This is a genomic window from Butyricicoccus sp. (genome assembly GCF_050872565.1).
GTDB lineage: Bacteria > Bacillota > Clostridia > Oscillospirales > Butyricicoccaceae > Butyricicoccus_A.
In genome coordinates this window covers 1-1667 of record NZ_JBNMHC010000429.1, presented here as the reverse complement: position 1 = coordinate 1667, position 1667 = coordinate 1, and the positions used below count along the sequence as shown (strand labels likewise).

Annotated in this window: 1 protein-coding gene; it reads right to left on the bottom strand. The window is 51.9% G+C overall.

What is annotated here, in order from left to right; translation table 11 throughout:
* A partial coding sequence (gene mutS / locus ACR0P9_RS12180; protein ID WP_432620523.1) for a DNA mismatch repair protein MutS occupies nt 1-1667 on the bottom strand: 1667 nt, incomplete at both ends.

Below are 1667 nucleotides of genomic sequence, written 5' to 3'. Positions count from 1 at the left end.
TCATCGAGAATGACCAAACTGAATCGAGTCGCATGAGTCAAAATATCCGCAACTTCACTCATCTCGACCATAAATGTCGATTGTCCGCTCGCCAAGTCGTCTGATGCGCCGACGCGGGTGAACACGCGGTCAGCGATACCAATACGAGCAGACTTCGCCGGAACAAATGATCCCATCTGCGCCATAATCGTAATCAACGCGACTTGACGCATATACGTCGACTTACCCGCCATATTCGGGCCGGTAATTACCGCAATGCGATTGGCCTTATCATCGAGCAGGGTATCATTGGCGATAAACATCGTATCGCGCAGCATTCGCTCAACGACCGGATGTCTGCCTTCTTTGATGTCGATAACCGGAGAGTATTCGACTTCCGGACAGCAATACTGATACAAATCCGCCACTTCTGCCAGTGAGCACAGCACATCGGTCTGTGCCAACGTCTGTGCGGTAATCTGGATGCGATGCACAGCGGCAGAAATCTGTTCGCGCACCTCTGTAAACAGCTGATATTCCAGATCGGTAATGCGCTCCTGCGCCTGCAAAACCGTATTTTCGTACTGCTTGAGTTCATCTGTAATGTATCGCTCTGCATTGGCAAGCGTCTGCTTGCGCACATAATGTGCCGGAACCTTGTCCGCCAGAGACCGTGCGACCTCAATATAATAGCCAAAGACGCGATTATACCCAACTTTCAGCTTTGTAATGCCGGTTGCCTCGCGTTCTCGCTCTTCAATCGCCGCAATCGAGCCTTTGCCGCCCGATGCAATATCGCGCAGCTTGTCCAGCTCTTCGCTGTAGCCTTCCTGAATAAAACCGCCTTCACGCAGAGAAAACGGTGGGTCTTCGACAATCGCCGCCTCAATCAACTGCTTGACATCTTGCAGCTCATCCATCGATTCGCACAGCACTTGCAGCATGGAAGACTGGCACTGAGCCAATTGAATCCGAATTTCCGGCACATGTTCCAACGTAGCGAACATGCTTCGCATATCTCGACAATTGGCAGTTCCATAGACAATGCGGCCGATCAGACGCTCAATATCGAACATCTGGCGCAGCTCATCTGTCAAAGCCGTGCGGCGAACCAAATCGTCTTTCAGCTCTCCGACGGCTTTTTGTCTCTGGAGAATCTGATTCGGACTGCGAAGCGGCTTGCTCATCCACTGACGCAGCATACGCGCTCCCATTGCCGTCTTGGTGTGATCGAGCACCCACAACAGCGAACCGCGCTTTTCCTTGGTGCGCATGGTCTCAAACAATTCCAGATTGCGTCTGGCGTTGAGATCCAATTCCAGATACTGTCCCTGATAATACAGCTGCAGTGTATCTAAGTTGGATAAATTCGACTGCTGGGTATCCATCAGATACCGCAGCAGCGCGCCGACAGCACACACAATCATCGGATGATCCGCAATCGTCTCCGCTTCGATACTTGCCGCAAACTGTCTGCGGACAAGCTGCTCACACGCCGCATATTCATACTGCTCGTCTGTCATGCGCTCCAAGCCAGAATCCATGTGTTCGTGCAAAAAGTCAATCAATGCGCCATCATCTGCCGCAGCCGGATTGAGCAGCACTTCTTTCGGTGTAAAGCGGCCGATTTCATTCATCGCATACACCGTCATGTCATCGCCGGACATATCCGTTGCCAGCATTTCGCC